We start from the raw sequence: 18,812 nt of genomic DNA, 5'->3' as shown, positions 1-18,812 counted from the left end.
TCATGATCGTGCGTGACAAGTTTTTCATCGACGGTTCCTGGACCAGCCCCAGCACCGCCACAACAATTGACGTCATCGACCCAGCCACCGAACAGGTCACAGGGGTGGTTCCCGCCGGCTCGGCGCAGGACATCGATGGGGCAGTTCAGGCGGCGAATCGGGCATACCCAGGTTGGGCAGCGACGGACGCTGGTGTGCGGGCCGACTTCCTGGGTGCCATTGCAGACGGGATCGAGGCCAGGAAGGACGAGATCGCCGCGCTGATCACGAGCGAGGTCGGCACACCCATCACATTCTCTGAGAACGTTCACGTCGGATCCACCATCACGTATTTTCGCGACAGCGAGAAAGCACTTCGCGATTTCAATTTCGAGGAGCAATACAACGCATCAACCCTGATCCGCAAGGAACCTGTCGGAGTTGTAGGAGCAATTACGCCGTGGAACTACCCGCTGGTGCAGGTGGCAGCGAAGCTGGCGCCGGCCCTGGCCACTGGTTGCACCGTCGTTCTGAAGCCGTCCGAGGTGGCTCCGCTATGCATCTTCGTGCTCGCCGAGATTATCCAGGAAGTCGGCCTTCCTGCTGGCGTATTCAATCTGGTAACAGGATACGGACCTGAGGCGGGCGAACCGATGGCTACCCACCCGCTCGTCAACCTTCTTTCGTTTACCGGATCGACGGGTGCTGGAACCAGGGTGGCCGCGCTTGGCGCGGCGGATGTCAAACGGGTGACGCTTGAGTTGGGTGGAAAATCAGCAAGTGTGGTGTTGCCCGACGCGGATCTTTCCGCAGCGGTCGCCGCAACCGTCGCGGATTGCTACAGCAACTCGGGCCAAACTTGTTGCGCTCACACACGGCTTGTTGTACCGCGCGACCGGCTCTCCGAAGTTGAGTCGCTGGCAGTCGCCGCCGCCGAGTCGTTCACTGTTGGTTCCCCCACCGATCGCAGCACTCAAATCGGGCCGGTTGTTTCCGAAATCCAGCTGGAGCGTGTGCGTGCACATATTTCAAAGGCCATAGACGACGGTGCCGTCCTGCTGACCGGAGGTGCAGGACGACCAGACGGAACAGAGCACGGCTATTTCGTGCGACCAACCGTCTTCAGTGGCATTACGACATCCATGCCCATCGCACAGGAGGAAGTCTTCGGTCCCGTCCTGGTGATTCTCGCCTACGACTCGGTTCAGGAAGCAATCGACATCGCCAACGATTCATCCTATGGGCTGGGCGGAGCAGTCTGGTCAACAAACCATGACAGCGCCGTCGACGTTGCACGCAGCATCCGGACCGGACAAGTGTCGATTAACGGCTCAAAGGCCACACCTGATGTCCCCTTCGGAGGCTTCAAGAAGTCCGGGATTGGCCGCGAAGGCGGAGTCTACGCATTCGAAGAATTCCTGGAAATCAAAGCCATCTACTAGGAATCCCTTCGAAACCCCCCACACCGTGAGTTGCTTTCGCGCGGTCGTCGAATCCGGCGGCCGCGCGGTTGCGGGACAGGCGAAGATGCGCCAAATTCATGCAGCGGGAGCGGAGGTCCGTCCTCCGAACTACCTTCGACACCGAAGACGAGGCCATCCGCCTGGCCAACAGCACCGAGTACGGGCTGGTGGCGTACGTCTTCACGAAGGATCTGAACCGCGGCATCCGGATGGGCGAACGCCTCGAGACCGGCATGCTCGTCCTGAACGCCGGCGTCATTTTCCAACGCGGCCGCACCGTTCGGCGGCGTCAAGCAGTCCGGCCTCGGACGTGAAGGCGGCCTCGCGGGCATCGAGGAATACCTCTACACGCAGTACATCGGCATCGCCGACCCCTACGCCCGCTAGATCGGCAGACCGGTCATACCGGATTCTGCCGGAAAGCAGTCAGCGGCAGATTCCCGTAAAGACGGGGTGGCTGGTGAATTAGTGAAATATCCGACGCTACCGGCCGTGCAGTCCGGGAAGCAACCGTTCCGAGGGCGAACGGCAGGACCTGGTCAAACAACGCGATCTCCTCACACACACCTTCTACGCAGGCCAGTATTACTGTCTAGCTGGCACCGGGTCCGCATCAAGGACCCGGTGCCAGCTAGGTGCCCACCAACCCCACCCTCGACCGTTCTTCATCCGAACGAACGATGTACGCGCTTTCGAGGCCGTCCGAGGCCGCTCGAAGCAGGTTCGTGACCCGCTCGTCGAGCAGCTCGGCACCGTCAAGCACCCGTTCTACAGCTGTAGGCAGATGACACTTCGCCTCGTGCGTACCGAGGATTAGCCGCCCATTAGCGCGGTGTGTATTCCCGAAGTGGCGAGGGCAAGCGTCGTAAGCGTGATCCGAAATGACATCCCTTCGCTCGCCGCGGATGAGGAACCATAGATTTTCGATAGGAATACTAATGTCATTGTGGATTGAGATTTCCATGTGGTCAGGGTGGACAGCGTGCGTGCTGTCGTCCGTGATGGCTCTTCCGCAGGCCATTGCACTCCTGCGACGTAGGAACGTGTCCGGACTCTCGATTCTGCCATGGCGGGCGCTGCTGACAGCCAACGCGGCATGGGCGGTGTATGGATGCATCACCGAGCAGATCACGGTCGTCATACCGAACACCGTATCGGCGACCGTGTCCACATTCGTGATCGTTCTCATCGCGCGCGCAAACGGCCGGAACATTCCCGCCCAGCTGACGGCACCGCTCGTGATCGCGGCCGTTGCTCTATTGGCGGCACCTGTTCCCGTACTCTTCGGCGTGATCACGATCCTGCCGAGCTTCGTCGGATGGATGGTGCAGCTCCTTCAGATACGTCGCTTCGGGCGTCCGCCGGGTTTGTCGTTCGGCGGGGTGCTCCTTTACCTGTTCTGCCAATTGATCTGGCTGTCATATGCGTTGCCGCGAGGTGAAATCGCGCTCGTCACCTCGGTCTTGCCACTCATTCTCATCGCCGCTGTCACCGTCCTCGGGTACCTGGCTGCGCCGCCGACCTCCACAGGGGGTACCGGCGCGGGCCCAATCAGCTGAAGATTCGAACTCGCCGCCCGACAACGACGGTCGCACCACCATCGTCCCCGCCAAAGGCATAGCGTCCTCACATAGGGGTGGCTTGTGAATTAGTGAAATATCCGACGGTGAGCCTGTTAGCGGAGTCGGCTAACGATCGTTCGCACGACACTCCAAGGGGTTGGGAAATTGGCGGAACCACGCGGCTCATTTTGTAATGCTTCCCGTGTACCCGCCTACGTAACGTACAACCTGGTTGGGATACGTTTCGGGAATGCGAATCGGATACGGACGTGTCTCAACACGCGATCAGCACCCCGAAGCCCAGCACGACGCCCTTCGCGCGGCCGGCTGCGAGCAGATCTTCCTCGACACAGCATCGGGGAAGCTGGCCCGGCAGGCCCGAACTCGACAAGGCGCTGCTCTCGGCCAGCCGGCCCGGCGATCAGCTCGTCGTCACCAAACTCGACCGGCTCGGGCGATCGTTGGAAAACCTCATCGATTTGTCCAAAACGCTGCAGGAAGGCGGCGTGGACCTGGTGGTCCTGGACCAGGGCATCGACACGTCCACAGCCGTCGGGCGGATGTTCTTCCAGATCCTCGGCTCGATCGCCGACTTCGAACACGCCCTGATGTCCGAACGGACCCGTGACGGGCTGGCCGCCGCCCGTGCGCCGGGCCGGACCGGCGGGCAGAAACCAAAACTCGGCCCGCGCCAGGTCAAGCTGGCCCACGAAATGTATGACGAAAAGGGCCCCGACTGGAAACGGGCCCACACCGTTGAACACATCGCCCGGGAGTTCGGCGTCACCCGGCCTACGATTTACCGGCACCTGGCCAAACCATGAGCTGCGTCCTTCCTCTGCGCGGAAGAACGGCATGTCCTCGCGGCAAACCCACTTGTTGGATAAGGACTTTCTGAATTGGCCCTTCGCCCCCTTCTCACGGCAGCCGAGCGTTGCCAGGTCCTGGCCCTGCCCACTGACGACGAAGAGCTGGCCGCCCAGTACACCCTCAGTGATGCCGACATGTCGTTGATCCGGCAACGTGGCGGAGAAGCGAACAGGCTGGGCTTTGCCGTCCAGCTGTGTCTCCTGCGGTACCATTTCCAGTGCCTCGATCCGGGCGACGAGGGCCGGTCCTGTGCAGGGAGCAAGGCGTTCCTTGTGTTTGAAATAACTGAGGAAAATGTTGCGGGTGAATACGGCTGCGATGAGTGCAACCGGTACAGTCCATGAGTTGGTCCCTAGCTCGGAAGATGGTTGCTGGACCGACACTAGGTAGCCATCGGTTCACCTCGTGCGTGCTGGATAATGACCTGGGCGATGCGGCCGGGATGCCGCTGAGCTTCCTCAGTCCAAATCTCCGACAGCACCGCGTCGGCTGCTGAACTCGTCCCACGTTTACAGGGACCTTTTTAAAGGCCTACGGTCGTTGCTGGTCATGGGACGGAGATACCTGAGATTCAGCATTATTTAGCTCGGTGGGAGAGCTGCCTGTCCGTCACAAGTTCCGGGCCGAATACGCACGGATAGCAACGTTAAGGAATGCCACCAGGCCTGGATGATAAGTGGCATGAAAGGCGTTCAATTCTTTGTTCTCTTCGTAGAACAGTGCCATGCCTATGTAGGCCTCCTTGCTGGGTGTGTAGAACAGGCAGGCTACGTTGTAATGCTTCCGAATCAGATCCTGGCTGGCCGCGTCCATAGGGTCGCTGGTGTCGAGATTCCGGGCAAGGTCCCGGTACACTGCATCCCATTCCGCGTGGACCACGTCTCTGTCCACGTGCGCCCAGCCGTTAGATGCTTCAAGGCTGAGAGCTTGTTCGTGAGCGAGAGCTTCGCGGCAGGACTGCAGGTAGATGGCAGGGAGATGGATAAGGTTATCGGTCATCGCTGTTCCTATTAGGCGGATGGTTTGCTGGGGGATTTGAGTCGATCCTCCCTCGATGTGGTGCGGCATCGTGGACATTTTCGAGCGGCTGGTACCGCTGAAAGCCAAGCGTTCTTTGTGCCTGAAGTATCGGACGGTCCACGCAAAATCCATAGTGGGTCCTAATCCTTTAACTATTCGACCGGGAGGAAGAGGCCAGCCAGTGGTTGCCTCTTCCTCCGGTAAGAGGCAACCGACACGGGCCCCGTGGGCAGAGAATGCGCTAGCTTGTGGTCCGGTTCAAGAGCCGGGCACGCAGCCGGTGAAGATGCGGCATGATCCCGTAGATGACGATCGGAACGGCTACCGTGGCTAGCACAAAGGTGCGCAGGACTGGATGGAGAACAGCCAGCCAGTCTCCGAACGCGAGGTTGATAACTGTCAGAGTGGGGAATACTGCGAGCCAGATCATCAGCGCCAGCTGGTGTTTTGTCGGCGGTGCAGGGCGGGCGGTCATCGATGGACTGGACATAGGAGCTCCTAGAGGGTTTTGGTTGGTGTTGGGGGGTGATGTTGAGGTGAAGAAGGAGTTGGATCAGAAGCCCATATTGAAGGCCTGGACGGCGTTCCGGACGTCTTGGTCGACCAGGTCTGCGTTGATGGCCATCGCGGCAGCGGATCCTTCGCCTGCCGCGGTGATCACCTGAGCGCGAGGGTTCGCAACGTTGCCCGCAATCCACACCCCCGGCACGGTGGTCTGGCCGGTGCCGTCTTTCACAGCCCAACCGGTTTGGTCAATCTCGCAGCCGAGGCCGACGAGGAGATCATTATTCGGAATAAAGCGCGGCGGCACGAACAGCGCGTCCCGCTGGATGACGCGGCCGTCGTCCATTTCGACACCGCGCAGTTGATCATCTTCAGTCAGGATCCGGCTGAAATTGCCTTCCACGAGTCCGATAGAGCGGGCGACCAGCTCTGAGCGCTGAAGTGTCGTCAGGAACCCGGCGGGCACGAATAGCACCACATCCTTTGCCCACTGACGAACAATTTGTGTGTAACGGACAGTCTCAGGTGAACCGCCCACAACGCCCAACTGCTGATCACGGACTTCATAGCCGTGGCAGTAAGGGCAGTGCAGAACATCACGCGCCCACCTGTCTGCTAGGCCCGGGATTGTTGGCAGTTCATCGCGGAGCCCTGTGGCTACGAGAAGACGCCTGGCGGAAACGCGACGACCGTCCGACAGCAGCACCCAGAATCCTGAGCCGGCCGGGACCAGCTCAGTGACGGCACCAACTATGATCTCGCCCCCGTAACCCTCCACCTCGTCCCGTCCAAGGGACAAGAGTTCCGCGGGGGGCAAGCCATCACGCGACAGGAAACCATGCATGTGTGAAGCTGGTGCATTTCGGGGTGCCCCGGAATCCACCACTAGAACTTTGCGCCGGGCTCTGGAGAGGACCAACGCCGCAGACAGTCCTGCCGCGCCGCCGCCTACTATCAATACGTCATAATCCATAGCTTCAGGCTCCCCCCAAAATGCCCTGACGACAACAAACGTTGCTGATTCCGGGAAACAGGAGTTTGATTGGCCTGTGAATGACCAATCAACAGTGATCGCCGCCGCGCTCGGCGAAGTAGGAGTACGGCTGAAACGTCTCCGGATGCAACGCAGCGTTACCCTGACTAGCCTCGCTGCAGCAACGGGAATCTCCAAAAGCACCTTGTCCCGGCTGGAGACCGGCCAGCGCCGACCAAGCCTAGAGCTGCTTCTCCCTCTGGCGCAGGCCTACCACGTACCGTTGGACGAGCTGGTCGGTGCACCCGAAGTCGGGGACCCCCGGATCCGACTCAAGCCTCGAAACGCCAACGGGCGTACCGTGATCCCCCTGACCCGTCAGCCTGGGGGCATGCAGGCGTGGAAAATCGTTATCCCCACCTCCAAGACCGAGCCCGCCCTCAAGTCCCACGAAGGATACGAATGGCTTTATGTCCTCTCAGGCCGCATGCGTCTTGTTCTCGGAGACCATGACCTGGTCCTCGGCCCGGGGGAGGTGGCCGAATTCGACACCTTCGTTCCACATTGGTTCGGCAGCACTGGAGATCAACAGGCTGAGGTACTCAGCGTCTTCGGGGGTCAAGGCGAGAGGATGCACGTCCGCGCGAAAGCCGCCAAACAACGCAATGAATAGTACGCCCGCCGTCCTCGCCCATCCGTCTGATCCGGGGCTTGGGGACCATCTCGCGGAAAAGTAGCGCTAACGTTTGGTGGCGTGGTTCGTTGAGAGAGCATGGCTGGTGAATATTTGACGGCTGCCGAAGAGGCAGCGTACGGGCGGTATGCGCTTGAGGCTCCGGATCGGTCGGTGTTGGAGCGGTTTTTCTTTCTCGACGACTTTGACCACCAGTTGGTGGCGAAGCGCAGGGGCGATTACAATCGGCTCGGTTTTGGGCTCCAGCTTGTGACTGTTCGTCATCTGGGTGCTTTCCTGGATGATCCCCTGGATGTACCAACTGCTGTAGTCGATTTCGTCGCCGGCCAGGTGGGTGTGGCCGATCCGTCGTCTGTGAAGCGGTACATGGAACGGAAACAGACCCGGTTCGAGCATCAGTGGGAGATCGCTGAGGTGTGTGGCTTCGTCACTTACGCTTCGATGGAGGCGGAACTGCTGGAGTGGGTGGACCAGCAGGCGTGGACGAGCGACACGGGGCCCAAGACGCTGTTTTATGCGGCGGTGGCCTGGCTTCGCGGGCACCGCGTGCTGCTGCCGGGAGTGAGCACCCTCCGGGACCAGGTGGCCGGTGTCAGGAAGAAGGCCGAGTCCCGGTTACATGATGCTCTCGCTGCGCTGGTGACGCGTGAGCAGGCAGCGGCACTGGATAGATTGCTTCTGGTCTCTGGACAGGAGCGGCGGTCCCAGCTGGATTTATGGCGTCATCCGCCGCGTAGGGATCCATCGGGCCGGTCCATGATGAAGGCTCTGGACCGGATATCCGAAATCGCTGCACTGGGTCTGGGAGAGATCGATGTCGGGGGCACGGGTGTTTCCAAGCGGCGGATATTGCAGTTGGCCCGGTCCGGGATGAACGAGAAAGCGCCGAAACTTGCCCGTCATCCGGTCAACCTGCGAACCGCCACGTTGCTGGCCACGCTGCAATGGCTGGAAACAAGGGCTACCGATGACGCTTTGGAGCTCTTCGATGCGCTCATGGCCAATGAGCTGTTCGGGCGGGCTGCGAAGTCAGAGAACAAGGACACGGTGAAGCGTTATCCCCGGGTGGTCAAAGATGCCGCGCTGGTCAAGTCCGTGGTGGAGGTGTTGTTCGAAGCCGAAGAGCTGGGCGAGAACATTCCACTGGGCATGGTGTGGGAAATGATCGAAAAAGCGGTGGGATCCAGGGCGAAGATCCGGGCCGCCGTGGCGGGACTGGCGCAGATCGCCCCGCCACCGCTGGCCGGGGCGGATGGGGCATGGCGGGCCACTGTCCTGGCAAGGTACAACTCCGTGAGAGGGTTCGTGAGGATGCTCTGTCAAAGCATCCCGTTCGGTGCCACCACCGATGCGCAGCGGGTGCTGGACGCCATGGAGGATCTTGCGCAACTGCTCGAGACGAAGGCGACGGTGCGGGTTCCCAACGGATACCTCGATGCCCGCAAGGTCGATGTCCAGCTCGTCCCGGCCGGGTGGTGGCAGAAACTGGTCTTCGCGACGGACCGGCCAGAGGGCACCGTGGACCGCAATGCCTACGTGTTCTGTGTGCTGGAGCTCTTCCACGCCGGCCTCAAGCGCCGTGACATCTTCGCGATGAACTCCGAAAGATTCAGCGATCCCCGGGCCAGGCTGCTCTCGGGTCCGGCGTGGGAGGCCGCCAAAGGGGCGGCTCTTGGAGCTCTGCTGCTTCCGGAAGAACCGGACGCTCTTCTGGCAGAGCATGCAGAAGCCTTGGATGCGGCGTGGCGTGAAACCGCAGGCGGCATGGCTACCAACACCGATCTGAGCATTGACGCCGAGGGAAGGCTGCACCTGGGCAAAGACGATGCCCTGGTTGAACGGCCAAGCCTGCTCGACCTGCGCCGACGCCTGGCAGAGATGATCCCCCAGGTCGATCTTTCCGAGCAGATCCTGGAAGTAATGACATGGCAACCAGAGTTCACACCCTCGTTCACGGCCGTGTCCGATTCCAGGACAAGACTGGCTGATCTTCATGTTTCGGTCGCCGCGCTGCTGACGGCGCACGCGCTGAACATCGGGCTCACCGCTGTGATCAGCGAGAGAACTGCGCTGACCTCCGGCCGGCTCCGGCATGTCAATCAGCATTACCTGCGTCCGGAAACCTATGCCGCACCGAACACCGTACTCATCGACGCCCAGGCAGGGATCCCGCTCTCCCAGGCCTGGGGCGGCGGGATGGTCGCCGCCGTCGACGGGATGCGGTTCCTCGTGCCCGTACGCACGGTCGATGCCCGGCCCAACCCGAAATACTTCAACCGCAAGAAAGGAGTGACCTGGCTGAACATGATCTCTGACCAGTCCGTTGGTCTGTCCGGCAAAGTCGTCTCCGGAACGCCCAAGGACACGCTCCACTTCGTGGATCTGGTCATCAACCCGGACAGCGGTGAACGCCCCGAGGTTCTGGTCACCGACCAGGGATCCTACTCGGATATCGTGTTTGGACTCGTCACGATGCTCGGCTTTGACTACAGACCTGTTCTGGCGGACCTGCCGGATGCGAAGCTGTGGCGGATCAATGCCGGCGCCGACTATGGCGCCCTGGACAAGGCCGCACGGGGCAGGATCAATATCGGCAAGATCCGCCGTCGCTGGCCCGATATCCTGCGGGTCGTCGCTTCCATCCACACCAGGGAAGTCTCCGCCCACGACGTCATCCGCATGCTTCAGCGGGACGGCCGTCCCACGGACCTGGGCGAAGCCATCGCTCACTACGGACGGATCTTCAAAACTCTCCACGTCCTGACCTTCGTCGATGACCCCCAGTACCGGCGGGAAATGAAGGGAATGCGGAACCTCCAGGAAGGGCGCCATGACCTGGCCCGGCACATCTTCCACGGACGCAAAGGCGAACTGCACCAGGCCTACCGGGAAGGACAGGAAAACCAGCTAGGAGCTCTGGGACTCGTGCTGAACTGTGTCACGCTCTGGAACACGGTCTACCTCAACCGGGCGATAGAGACATTGCGGGAACAGGGATACACGATCGCGGACGAGGACATGGCACGCCTCTCGGCATACCTGCGCCGGCACATCAACGTCCACGGACACTACACATTCCAGCTCCCGGACCTCAGCGGACCATGGAGGGAATTCCGGGACCCCGACAGCAGCGACGTCGTTCCAAACGACGATTGAGATGGGCCTTCTTCGGGGTCTCCGGCCGTCTACGGGACCGCGGGCTTTGACCGCTAACTTCGTTTGGCGGCTAAATCGCAACTTGAATTGAGCGGTCTAATCTGGGTGCGGCCGATGCGCAGGCATTGTTGGGTCCGGGCTGATCCGGGCCTATCGCCCTGGCGGGCGTCTTGAAAACGATCGGTTCTGAGACGAATCCGAACCCAAGCAACGCGCCGATCCGGAACCGTCCACAACCCATCTGTGACTGTTAGCTCGGAATGGCGGTTAAATCGCAGCTTGAGATGGCGGTTTTGCGCGGTTCCGTTTACGTAAGGCTGGGCGAATGAAGAAGATGCAGGCTACTGCAAGACAGCGGGGAACCCGTCGTTGTTGCGAGCGGAAATGTGACCCCCGGAGTTGCCAGCGTGAAGAAGCTGGGACAGGCTGACCTCACCAGTGCTTCAGATTCTTGGCCAAAGACGGGACTCGCATGATCGTTGACTTCATCCTCGAGCTAATCGTGGTTGCGCTTACGTTCCTGGAGCAGCTGTTCGATCGCCGAAGGCCCTCAGCCAAGGGCAGGCTCCGCAAGAGTCTGGAACGCGTGAAGGCCAGGCGATCCGAGAACCCCCTGATCATTCCTCTAAGTCGGTCGTCTGCACCCGGACCTAATAGGGTGGCAGATCGTTCGGATCTTGGGTGTCGCGCGGGTGGGCCAGGAGAACCAGCTGGGTGCGGTCGGGGCTTATGGCCAGATGTCGCAGCAGCGACGCCCGCAGGTCGGGATTGAGATCGCCTTGGATGGACCCGGATCTCTCCTATTTGCGCTGACTGGTCCCAGGGCGCGTCACATAACCCTAGGGATTCTCATCGGCTACACCCGCGTCTCCAGCAACGGACAAGACGCCCAACTTCAACGAGATGCCCTTGAAGCGGCCGGCTGCGGGCGGATATTCGAAGACAAAATCTCCAGCCGCGCCACCGTCCGCCCCGGGCTCGACGAAGCCCTCGACCACCTCCGCCCGACAGACCCCCTGTGCGTATGGAAATTAGACCGCCTCGGCCGGTCGGTAAAAGAAGTACTCGCCATCGCCGACAGCCTCCACGACCAAGGAGTCGGCCTGCGAATCCTCACCGGAACCCTGACCGGGACCTACAACCCGACCGGAGAAGGAAAATTCTTCTTCACCATGATGGCCGCGTTCGCCGAACTCGAGCGCGACATGATCCATGAACGAACCATGGCAGGCCTCGCAGCCGCCCGGGCCCAGGGCCGCACCGGTGGCCGCCCAACAGTCATGGACACCGATACCCTCGCTGCCGCCAGAGCCAGACGCGCCAACGGTGAAAGTCCCACCCAAATCGCCAAAGCACTCGGCGTATCCCGCGCGTCCATCTACCGCCACCTTCCATCCAGCAACCCCCAAACCGTGCCACCGGGACAGAATCCTTAGCGCCAACCGCAAGGCGATCACCTATGAAACACCGTTAGCGCTACTTTTCCGCGAGATGGTCCCCAACCCCCCCCCCGATTCCCGGGGGAGGGGCCGGGCTGTCAGTGGCGGCCCGGGAGCCTTATGGGTGTTTGCTGGCCGTGACTCCGACTTTTTGGGGAGGGCGCGCCCAGCGAGCGGGAAAGAGCGGTGGCCGCTTCGTTGAGGACGATGCCGAGATCGGTGATGTGAGGGGCGAGTCGTTCTCGGGGGCCGCTTACGTTTAGAGCGGCATGGATGCGGCCGGTGTGGTCGTATACGGGGGCCGAAGCTGCGATGACTCCTGCTTCGAGTTCGCCATCGACGACGGAGTAGCCCTGGACCCGGATGCGGTGCATTTCGGCGAGCAGACTTTTGGCATCGGTTATGGTTTGTGCGGTTCTGGGCGGAGTCGTGTGCAGTTGGAAGGGGTTGGGTTCTCGTCCGAAGTGTTCTGCGTCGATGACGGCGGTGTCGCGGCCGTGGCTCGCATACCAGGCCAGCAGGGAGGGATCGTCCCAGTCGCTGACGAGAACTCGCCCTGAAGGGGTACGCCACGCTGCCGTGGTTACTCCTTCCCAGCCTGCTGAACGGACTTCTTTGGGACTTAGTTCACTGGCCAGGGTCAGGACGTTTCCGCGGTGCAGGATTGAAAGGTGCGCGGTCTCCATGGTGGCGCGGACGAGTCCTCGCAGCACGGGGCGGCCGAGTTGAACGAGCTGCGCTTCTGAGGATTTGGATGCTATCGCGAATACTCGAGGCCCGACCGTGAAAGCGCGGGTTTCCGGGTCGCGACGGACAAGCCCGGCTTCTGCGAGGGTGCTGAGGGCTCGGGAAACGATCGATTTGCTTCGCCCCGTCAGTTGCGCCAGTTCGGTCACGCTAAGTCCGCCTGAGCGCGCGGATCGGTCGCCGGCAAGGAGCTCCAGAAGACGGACGTCGCGGGTGAGTCCGGAAGTGTTGTTCGTGCCGGGTTGGTGGTTTGAAGCCGGTGTTTCCATTCCACAACCATGACGGAGTGTTCCGATATGCGCAACTACTGTCGCGGTAGGCGGAATTATTGTTCATTCTGTATTCAAGATCACGTCGGTGGCGCAGAGCGGCGTCACCAGAGGAAAGGATTCAAGCGATGAATGACAGTCAGAACGATGAGAGCTTCGTCAGTGACGACGGGGGCATGGGGGCGTCGCGGAGGCCTACGATTGGCTTTATCGGTCTCGGCAATATGGGGATTGGCATGACCCGGAACCTCCAGCGAGCCGGTTTCGACCTTGTGGTCAACGATGTTCGCCGCGAAACGGCGGCCGAGCTTGTTGCCGCAGGAGCCCGTTGGGCATCGAGTCCGGCAGAAGTCGCGGCTTCGGCCACTATTGTGATCACGATGCTGCCAACTCCACGCATCGTTCGTGATGTCGTCTTCGGCGCCGACGGTATTCTTGAGGGGATTCCGGATGGCGGCACGTGGATCGATATGTCGACGTCGGTTCCTGAAGTCGCGGAGGAAGTACGTTCGCGGTTCCCGGAGCGGAATCTCAATATTGTTGATGCGCCGGTCAGTGGAATGTCGGTCGGGGCGGCAAACGGAACCTTGCAGATTTTCGTGGGGGCCACGACCGGGCAGTACCAGAACATCCTCCCGGTCCTGAGCGCCATGGGGGATCCGGAACGAATTCTGCACGTCGGCGCAGCAGGGGCCGGATATGCGGTCAAACTAATGATTAATCAGCTCTGGTTCTCCCACGTGATAGCCACGGCGGAAGTCCTTGCCATTGGGACAGCTGCTGGTGTTAACCTCGATGTTCTGCGCCGATCGCTCATCGCAAGCCCGGCAAACAGCAACTTCCTTGAGCATGATGTCCTTTCCATTCTCAACGACGGCGACTATGACGAGGGTTTCGCGATCAAGCTGGCCTGCAAGGACCTGGGCCTGTCGATCGATCTGGCGCGCAGCGTTGGGATGCCGAGCGAGCTGTCGGCACTGGTCGAGCAGATCTTCGTGCGCGCGAAGCGCGGCTACGGGGATCTGGCTGGCGAGATGGCGCCGTTCAAGTTATATGAGGACCTGCTCGGAACCGAGCTGCGCCTCACGTCCGAAACCTTGTCAGGAGTTGCACGATGAGCCTGACTTTCCGTAAGGATCTGTTCATCGGCGGGCAGTGGCGGCCAGCCTCAAACGGTGCCCGCTTCCCGGTATTGGATCCGGCCAACGGAGAGGTGATTGAGCAGGTTGCCGACGCGAGCCCCGAAGACGGGCAGGACGCTCTGCGCGCCGCGGACGCAGCGCAGAAGGAGTGGGCGGCAACCGCTCCGCGGGTGCGCGCCGAGATACTGCGTCGTGCGTTTGAGATTGTTACCGCCCGGGCCGATGAGTTCGCAGAAACCATCACCCGCGAAATGGGCAAGCCTCTTGCTGAGGCCAGGGCGGAAGTGAAATACGGGGCCGAATTCCTTCGCTGGTTCTCCGAGGAAGCACCACGGATCTCCGGCCGCTATTCGACTGCTCCGGATGCAGGCAGCCGCTTGCTCGTGCTCCGACGCCCGGTTGGTCCCTGCCTTTTCATCACACCGTGGAACTTCCCGCTGGCTATGGCCACGAGGAAAATCGCGCCCGCGCTGGCTGCAGGATGCACGAGCATACTGAAGCCGGCTGCGCAGACCCCGTTGACGGCGCTCCTTTTCGCGGAGGTGCTCCAGCAAGCAGGGGTTCCCGCGGGCGTTGTCAACGTCATCCCGACCCAACAGGCCGGCGCGGTGACCGGGCCGCTCATCGGGAGCGACAAACTCCGCAAGCTCTCCTTCACCGGTTCGACGGCCGTCGGGAAGCAGCTCATCAAGTCAGCCGCAGATCAGGTGCTTCGTGTCTCGATGGAGCTGGGGGGCAACGCGCCCTTCATCGTGTTCGAGGACGCGGACCTCGACGCGGCCGTCGAGGGCGCGCTGGTTGCCAAGCTCCGCAACGGTGGCGAGGCCTGCGTGGCCGCGAACCGTTTTCTCGTGCATGAATCTGTTGCAGAACGCTTCTCAACTGCACTAACGGAACGCATGGGCAAGAATGTCGCCGGACACGGGCTGGACACCCGGACCACGATTGGCCCGCTCATTGACAAGGGCACCCGCGACAAAGTCAATGATCTCGTTGTTGAAGCCGTCGCGGACGGTGCAACCGTGACCGTCGGGGGCACGGTGCCCGACGGAGAGGGCTGGTTTTACCCGCCGACAGTTCTCGTCGACGTACCGTCCACGTCCCGCATTCTGAAGGAGGAGATCTTCGGACCTGTCGCCCCGATCATCACGTTCAGCTCCGAGCAGGAGGCAGTGGACCTTGCGAACGCGACGGAGTACGGGTTGGTGTGCTTTGCCTACACGCGCGACCTGGACCGCACCCTCCGCCTCGCGGAGTCCCTGGAAACCGGAATGCTCGGTATCAATACCGGCATTGTCTCCAACCCCGCCGCTCCCTTCGGCGGGGTCAAACAATCCGGCATCGGACGCGAAGGCGGCTTCGAAGGCATCGATGAGTACCTCGAGACCGTGTACGTCGGTATCGCCGGGCCTTCGGCCCCGAACTAGCAGAACACCCTGGTGTGCGTTGGACACTCAACGCACGCCAGGGCCCTCCCTCCTGATCTTTCAACCTTCAATGACGAAGCAAGGAACAAACGAGCATGATCACACCAGCCGAGAAGCGTATCGAAAACGTTGATTTCGATGACATCCCCCTTAACCGCTTCCACATCCGCATGACCGCCCTGACGTTCGGTGCGCACTTCAACGACGGGTTTGCCGTTGGCATCATTGGCATGGCCATCGTCATGATCGCCAGAGATGGCGCCATGGAACTCAACGCCTGGTCGACCGGCGCCCTCGGCGCCGCCGCGCTCCTCGGGCTCTTCTTCGGCGCGCTCATCTTCGGGGCGGTCGCCGACAAGATCGGACGACAGCGGGTATTCGCGCTGAGCTTCGTCGTCATCACCCTCGCGACGTTCGCCCAATTCTGGGTCCAGGAACCCTGGCAACTACTCATTCTTCGCCTGATCATGGGGCTCGGTATCGGAGGCGACTACGCGGTCGGTCACACCATGCTCGCCGAAATCCTGCCCCGCAAACGACGCGGCGAGATTCTCGGCTCCTTCTCCGTAATCTGGACCATCGGCTACGTACTGGCAACCATCCTCGGTATCTGGTTCCTGCAGTCAGACGTACCGGAAGCCTGGCGTTGGATGCTCATCGCTCCCGGGTTCATCGCCGCCATTGTTCTCGTCGCTCGACTCGGCATCCCCGAGTCCCCCCGATGGCTCAAGCGCAACGGCCACGACGCCCGGGCCCGGCAGATCCTCGACAAGCACTTCGGCACGCACGTCACGCTCGGCGATGAGGAAAACGCTGAAGGTCCCACAGAAGGCATGCTGGCACTCTTCAAGCCCAAATACATCCGACGGACCCTGTTCAACTGCACCTTCTTCGCATGCATTGTTGCCCCGTACTTCGCCATCTACACGTTCCTGCCGACACTGCTCAAGCAAATGGGGCTCTCTGACCTGGCCGAAAGCGGTGGTGGTTACGCCGTCGAGGTGTACCTGAATATGTTCTTGCTCGCCGGTGCACTCGCCGGAATCTATTTCACGGCGAAGTTCTCCCGTCGAGGCTTCCTCATCACAGGGTTCTTCGTCCTCACCATCTCCCTGATTGCCCTCGCCCTCGTCCCCACCGGCGCCACCCTCGTATCCGTCGCTTTCTTCGCGGTCTTCACCTTCACGCTTTCAGCGGTTAGTAATCTCGTCGGTATCTTCCCGGCCGAGAGCTTCCCAACCCCCGTGCGCTCTTCCGGTATCGGTTTGGCAACAGCAATCAGCCGGCTTGGGTCCGTCGTCAGCACCTTCCTGTTGCCCGTCATGCTCATCGAGCTTGGAGTGGTCGTCACGATGTTGAGTCTCGCCGGGATTCTTGCCTTCGGCCTCGTCGTGTCCTGGCTCTGGGCGCCAGAGACAAAGAACAAGACACTCACAGAATGCGCCACCCCAATACTCCCCTCCCAGGGGCGGGCCGAAGGCACCAGGCACAAAACCAGGATCTGAGAACCGCCCGCACACAGCAACTGACATAAATCGAACGAATGGAATGACAATGACTGACACCTACGATATCGACGGCAAATTTGCCCAGGGATGGGGCGGGGAAGCCCCGAACGGCGTCCACGTCAACGTCCTCCTGGCCAGAAGGGGCAGCCCAACAGCGGCGTCAATCACCACCGCCTTCACCTCGCCCTCGCCCGGCTTCACCCCCATTCTTGCCAGTCTGGGCCCGGACCAGGCCTCCTACGTCACTCTCAATCCGCCCACAGTGATCCTGAACAAATCCAAACCGGATACGGCTTTCCAGGAGACCCTCATCTTCGGCGCATCCCAGGTCGGGATCGCCCAGGGCATCCTGGACACCGTCGCCGAGGGGCTGATCACACAGGACCAGGACACCATCGCCCTCGTCTCCCTCTGGGTGGACCCGGCAGCCGCGGACGAGACCCAGGTACGCAGGAACGCCCGTGAAGCCACCGCCAAAGCCTCCCGCGAGGCAGTCATCGGACGATCCGAGCACGAACACCTCGACCTGCTCGAGCACCGGGAAACCCTGACCCACCCCTTCTACGGGGGCCGCTAAAGCCAGAGCGGCTGACAACACGGCACCGGCCCCCAACGGATTCATCCGATGGGGGCCGGTGCCGCCGTGTTGCCCTACTTTAAGGGACCATGCCGCAGTATCAGGACCCGACAGCCATCCGGACGCGAGAGCGCTGCCGCGCCTCCCGCGTCCTCTGCCCGGTCGCCCGGCAACCAATGAATACCCCCGAAGTCACCAGCGTGGGACGCCCACCATCTCAAACCCGCCAAGCGTCTAAGGAACAGCCCGGACCATGTTAACCAGCGTTGTTGAAGTCCTCGGATGGATCGGTGCACTCGCCTCCTTCGCGGCGTACCTCTTGTTCTCACTGAACCGCATCCCCAACGGACATGCCCTGCAGGCCGCATTTCTTCTCGGAGGGCTCTGCATGGCCCTGAACGGCGTTTACCATAGCGCCTGGCCCTCGGCGATCACCAACCTCGCCTGGTGCACCATCGCAGCACTCACCTTGATCCGCCTCGTACGCAGCCGGCCATTCATCCCGGCCCCACCGCAGGACTATCCTCACCACCCGCTACCCCTTCCAACTGCCCACACGACACCGCCCGCATGTAGTCAGGCAATCACGGACAACGACGGCGCCGGCATGGAAGTTGTCGTCCATACTCCGCACCCGGGCACCGACATCCCGGCCGGTGGCACGCCAAAAGGGGGGACGGCCGTGAGCTGCGCCGGGGGCTCTGCCCGCCCCCTGGCATAACCATCCCGGTCAGGGCCGGAACGGTGGGCGGCCCCGGGTACGCCCGGTCTGCCAGCCGGGCACAGCCTCATCAAGGAGCTTAAGTTTGGCGGGGTCGAGGTCGCCGGCCCGGCGGGTGTAGCGCTGGGTGTGGATCCACACCCCGAGGGCGTGTTCCCGGTCTGAGTCGTAATCGTGATGCCGCGGCCAGTCATGACCTTCAGCCCGGAATGCCACGAGCTGAGCGAGGCGGTCATGCCAGCGGGCCTCATCCGCCGCGTGTCGGGGGTTGGTGTCCCAGCCGGGGACCCGGGCCAGTCCGTCGCGGTAGGTGGGGTGCAGGGTGCCGGCGGCGGCCCGGTGTTCGGACTCCAGGCCCGGGTCCTGGCGGCGGGCGATGACCAGGTGGTAGCCAATCGCGGCGGGCGGGACGCGCACGAGGGCCGCGATACGGGCCCGGCTCAGCCCGGACCGGTACATCAGCACCCATTCCGCGTCCGGTGCGCGCCGTACCCGCCTGTCCATAATGGAGACCATCCTGCCACGGGAGCCTCCCGCACCACGGGTGGGCCCTTCGGGCCCACGGACACCTGAATCAGGTCGACACACTCACACGTGGTTGATGTCGGCCTGGTCGACTCGCGTTAGCTGGATCGTCTGATACTCCCCGTACGGTCCGTTTCCCAGCTGGACATCCGCGATCCGCCAGCCTCTGGCCGCGGCCTCGGGGTGCAGCTGTGCCAAGACCTGGTCGCCGGTGCACAGGGCCACGGTTGTGTGGG

General features: G+C 61.8%; 17 protein-coding genes and 3 pseudogenes. 14 read left to right on the top strand and 6 right to left on the bottom strand.

Features of this window, described 5'->3' with window-relative positions; translation table 11 throughout:
* The first annotated feature begins 2 nt into the window (after positions 1 to 2).
* From MUN23_RS22450 to MUN23_RS23725, 6 genes and pseudogenes are all read left to right on the top strand, one after another.
* Positions 3 to 1,421, top strand: a complete 1,419-nt coding sequence (locus MUN23_RS22450; RefSeq protein WP_248761253.1) for an aldehyde dehydrogenase family protein — start codon at positions 3 to 5, stop codon at positions 1,419 to 1,421.
* Between the two features lie 131 nt (positions 1,422 to 1,552).
* A pseudogene (locus MUN23_RS22445) lies at positions 1,553 to 1,829 on the top strand (aldehyde dehydrogenase family protein); the annotation flags it as partial.
* A 551-nt stretch (positions 1,830 to 2,380) separates the two neighbouring features.
* A complete protein-coding gene (locus MUN23_RS22440; protein WP_248761252.1) occupies positions 2,381 to 3,001 on the top strand; it encodes a SemiSWEET family transporter in 621 nt (206 codons plus the stop codon).
* A 253-nt stretch (positions 3,002 to 3,254) separates the two neighbouring features.
* Positions 3,255 to 3,326: pseudogene (locus MUN23_RS22435) on the top strand (recombinase family protein); the annotation flags it as partial.
* Between the two features lie 73 nt (positions 3,327 to 3,399).
* Positions 3,400 to 3,828: a recombinase family protein gene (locus tag MUN23_RS22430; RefSeq protein ID WP_248764179.1), complete on the top strand. Its 429-nt coding sequence runs from the start codon at positions 3,400 to 3,402 to the stop codon at positions 3,826 to 3,828.
* A gap of 75 nt (positions 3,829 to 3,903) precedes the next feature.
* A pseudogene (locus MUN23_RS23725) lies at positions 3,904 to 4,104 on the top strand (DUF4158 domain-containing protein); the annotation flags it as partial.
* Between the two features lie 379 nt (positions 4,105 to 4,483).
* Here the strand turns inward: MUN23_RS23725 and MUN23_RS22420 are convergent.
* The 3 genes from MUN23_RS22420 to MUN23_RS22410 form a co-directional block, all read right to left on the bottom strand.
* Positions 4,484 to 4,873, bottom strand: coding sequence for a TipAS antibiotic-recognition domain-containing protein (locus MUN23_RS22420; RefSeq protein WP_248761251.1), 390 nt, complete (start codon positions 4,871 to 4,873; stop codon positions 4,484 to 4,486).
* A 262-nt stretch (positions 4,874 to 5,135) separates the two neighbouring features.
* Complete coding sequence (locus MUN23_RS22415) at positions 5,136 to 5,384, bottom strand: hypothetical protein (protein ID WP_248761250.1); 249 nt, start codon at positions 5,382 to 5,384, stop codon at positions 5,136 to 5,138.
* Between the two features lie 63 nt (positions 5,385 to 5,447).
* Positions 5,448 to 6,371, bottom strand: a complete 924-nt coding sequence (locus MUN23_RS22410; RefSeq protein WP_248761249.1) for an NAD(P)/FAD-dependent oxidoreductase — start codon at positions 6,369 to 6,371, stop codon at positions 5,448 to 5,450.
* A 76-nt stretch (positions 6,372 to 6,447) separates the two neighbouring features.
* Here MUN23_RS22410 and MUN23_RS22405 point away from each other — a divergent pair, with 76 nt between their 5' ends.
* From MUN23_RS22405 to MUN23_RS22395, 3 genes are all read left to right on the top strand, one after another.
* The gene (locus MUN23_RS22405) at positions 6,448 to 7,044 is read left to right on the top strand and encodes a helix-turn-helix domain-containing protein (RefSeq protein WP_248761247.1); all 597 of its coding nucleotides are present in this window, start codon (positions 6,448 to 6,450) and stop codon (positions 7,042 to 7,044) included.
* Between the two features lie 99 nt (positions 7,045 to 7,143).
* A complete protein-coding gene (locus MUN23_RS22400) occupies positions 7,144 to 10,221 on the top strand; it encodes a Tn3 family transposase (RefSeq protein ID WP_248761245.1) in 3,078 nt (1,025 codons plus the stop codon).
* 677 nt (positions 10,222 to 10,898) lie between these two features.
* The gene (locus MUN23_RS22395) at positions 10,899 to 11,657 is read left to right on the top strand and encodes a recombinase family protein (protein WP_248761243.1); all 759 of its coding nucleotides are present in this window, start codon (positions 10,899 to 10,901) and stop codon (positions 11,655 to 11,657) included.
* 101 nt (positions 11,658 to 11,758) lie between these two features.
* Here MUN23_RS22395 and MUN23_RS22390 read toward each other — a convergent pair whose 3' ends face one another.
* Complete coding sequence (locus MUN23_RS22390) at positions 11,759 to 12,676, bottom strand: IclR family transcriptional regulator (RefSeq protein ID WP_248761241.1); 918 nt, start codon at positions 12,674 to 12,676, stop codon at positions 11,759 to 11,761.
* A gap of 128 nt (positions 12,677 to 12,804) precedes the next feature.
* Between MUN23_RS22390 and MUN23_RS22385 the strand changes: the two genes are divergently transcribed.
* From MUN23_RS22385 to MUN23_RS22365, 5 genes are all read left to right on the top strand, one after another.
* Entirely contained in the window at positions 12,805 to 13,794 is a 990-nt protein-coding gene (locus tag MUN23_RS22385) for an NAD(P)-dependent oxidoreductase (RefSeq protein WP_248761239.1), read from the top strand.
* Positions 13,791 to 15,245 (top strand): NAD-dependent succinate-semialdehyde dehydrogenase, encoded by a 1,455-nt coding sequence (locus MUN23_RS22380; RefSeq protein WP_248761238.1) that lies wholly within the window; start codon positions 13,791 to 13,793, stop codon positions 15,243 to 15,245. Before MUN23_RS22385 ends, MUN23_RS22380 begins: the two co-directional genes overlap by 4 nt.
* Before the next feature lie 95 nt (positions 15,246 to 15,340).
* On the top strand, positions 15,341 to 16,750 hold the full coding sequence (locus MUN23_RS22375) for an MFS transporter (RefSeq protein ID WP_248761237.1): 1,410 nt from the start codon (positions 15,341 to 15,343) through the stop codon (positions 16,748 to 16,750).
* 49 nt (positions 16,751 to 16,799) lie between these two features.
* A complete protein-coding gene (locus tag MUN23_RS22370) occupies positions 16,800 to 17,330 on the top strand; it encodes a formaldehyde-activating enzyme (protein ID WP_248761236.1) in 531 nt (176 codons plus the stop codon).
* Positions 17,331 to 17,583: 253 nt separating this feature from the next.
* Positions 17,584 to 18,051 carry a hypothetical protein gene (locus tag MUN23_RS22365; protein WP_248761235.1) on the top strand — a complete coding sequence of 156 codons (468 nt, stop codon included), beginning with the start codon at positions 17,584 to 17,586 and terminating at the stop codon, positions 18,049 to 18,051.
* 9 nt (positions 18,052 to 18,060) lie between these two features.
* Here MUN23_RS22365 and MUN23_RS22360 read toward each other — a convergent pair whose 3' ends face one another.
* Together MUN23_RS22360 and MUN23_RS22355 are read right to left on the bottom strand one after the other, a co-directional pair.
* Positions 18,061 to 18,555, bottom strand: coding sequence for a helicase associated domain-containing protein (locus tag MUN23_RS22360; protein ID WP_248761234.1), 495 nt, complete (start codon positions 18,553 to 18,555; stop codon positions 18,061 to 18,063).
* A gap of 84 nt (positions 18,556 to 18,639) precedes the next feature.
* On the bottom strand, positions 18,640 to 18,801 hold the full coding sequence (locus MUN23_RS22355) for a hypothetical protein (protein ID WP_248761233.1): 162 nt from the start codon (positions 18,799 to 18,801) through the stop codon (positions 18,640 to 18,642).
* Positions 18,802 to 18,812 lie beyond the last annotated feature (11 nt).

Origin of the sequence: Pseudarthrobacter sp. SSS035, assembly GCF_023273875.1 — a bacterium.
Taxonomy (GTDB): Bacteria; Actinomycetota; Actinomycetes; order Actinomycetales; family Micrococcaceae; genus Arthrobacter.
The sequence above is the reverse complement of the archived record's forward strand: the minus strand, read 5'-3'. Positions and strand labels throughout refer to the sequence as shown.

Coding starts and splice junctions, on each gene's coding strand:
- MUN23_RS22450 (WP_248761253.1), top strand. CDS start 3: ATGATCGTGCGTGACAAGTTTTTCATCGACGGTTCCTGGACCAGCCCC.
- MUN23_RS22440 (WP_248761252.1), top strand. CDS start 2,381: ATGTCATTGTGGATTGAGATTTCCATGTGGTCAGGGTGGACAGCGTGC.
- MUN23_RS22420 (WP_248761251.1), bottom strand. CDS start 4,873: ATGACCGATAACCTTATCCATCTCCCTGCCATCTACCTGCAGTCCTGC.
- MUN23_RS22415 (WP_248761250.1), bottom strand. CDS start 5,384: ATGTCCAGTCCATCGATGACCGCCCGCCCTGCACCGCCGACAAAACAC.
- MUN23_RS22410 (WP_248761249.1), bottom strand. CDS start 6,371: ATGGATTATGACGTATTGATAGTAGGCGGCGGCGCGGCAGGACTGTCT.
- MUN23_RS22400 (WP_248761245.1), top strand. CDS start 7,144: ATGGCTGGTGAATATTTGACGGCTGCCGAAGAGGCAGCGTACGGGCGG.
- MUN23_RS22390 (WP_248761241.1), bottom strand. CDS start 12,676: ATGGAAACACCGGCTTCAAACCACCAACCCGGCACGAACAACACTTCC.
- MUN23_RS22385 (WP_248761239.1), top strand. CDS start 12,805: ATGAATGACAGTCAGAACGATGAGAGCTTCGTCAGTGACGACGGGGGC.
- MUN23_RS22380 (WP_248761238.1), top strand. CDS start 13,791: ATGAGCCTGACTTTCCGTAAGGATCTGTTCATCGGCGGGCAGTGGCGG.
- MUN23_RS22375 (WP_248761237.1), top strand. CDS start 15,341: ATGATCACACCAGCCGAGAAGCGTATCGAAAACGTTGATTTCGATGAC.
- MUN23_RS22370 (WP_248761236.1), top strand. CDS start 16,800: ATGACTGACACCTACGATATCGACGGCAAATTTGCCCAGGGATGGGGC.
- MUN23_RS22365 (WP_248761235.1), top strand. CDS start 17,584: ATGTTAACCAGCGTTGTTGAAGTCCTCGGATGGATCGGTGCACTCGCC.
- MUN23_RS22360 (WP_248761234.1), bottom strand. CDS start 18,555: ATGGACAGGCGGGTACGGCGCGCACCGGACGCGGAATGGGTGCTGATG.